Genomic DNA, 676 nt, shown 5'->3' with positions numbered 1-676 from the left:
GCTCGACGGCTGGCAGCCCTATACCGCGACCGGCTGTCCGGCGTGCCACGGCATCGGCTACCGGCGCCGCGTCTGCGTTCATCAGGCGATGCCCGTGTCCGATGCCATGCGAGCCCTGATCGTCGCGAACGCCCGGACCCACGCACTCGCACGCCTCGCACAGACTGAGCCGGCGGCGACCTCCCGCGACGCGCCCTCGCCCCCGCTGCCCGCCGGCACCCCCACTCTCCTCGAACCGCCGCCTGCTCCCCGCTCCGCACGCCCCGCCCCACCCCCCCCCTCCCCGCCGCCCCACGCCCCCCCTGCGTACTCTACCCCTACTTTTCCCCCCCCCCCTTCTCCCCGCCCTGCCACCTCCCCCCTTCTCTTGTCTCCATCTCCCCCCTCCTCCCACCACTCTCCTGCACTCCCGTCCAGTCTTCCCCCACCTCCCCCTCACCCTCCCGGCCTCACCCCCGCTCCTCCGCCACGCCCCCCCCGTACCTCCGCCCTCGCCCCCCTCGCTCGTCCGCCTTCCGACGCACCAACCCGCCCACTCTAGCGCCAGTCGCCCGCCCCATGACCGTTGCGCATGCCAGTCCCCTGACTCCCCTGCCACCTATACCCAACCTGCTCCACATCCCACCGCACTACCCTACCGACCAACCACCCGCTCTCCCACTGCCACCATCAGTAT

1 pseudogene is annotated in these 676 nt (G+C 72.5%); it reads left to right on the top strand.

Features of this window, described 5'->3' with window-relative positions:
• Positions 1 to 235 (top strand): annotated as a pseudogene (locus A6V37_RS41990) (ATPase, T2SS/T4P/T4SS family); the annotation flags it as partial.
• Between the last annotated feature and the right edge of the window lie 441 nt (positions 236 to 676).

The sequence above is a fragment of the Paraburkholderia ginsengiterrae genome, from assembly GCF_001645125.1.
Classification (GTDB): domain Bacteria; phylum Pseudomonadota; class Gammaproteobacteria; order Burkholderiales; family Burkholderiaceae; genus Paraburkholderia; species Paraburkholderia ginsengiterrae.
This window is presented reverse-complemented; position numbering and strand designations above follow the sequence as displayed.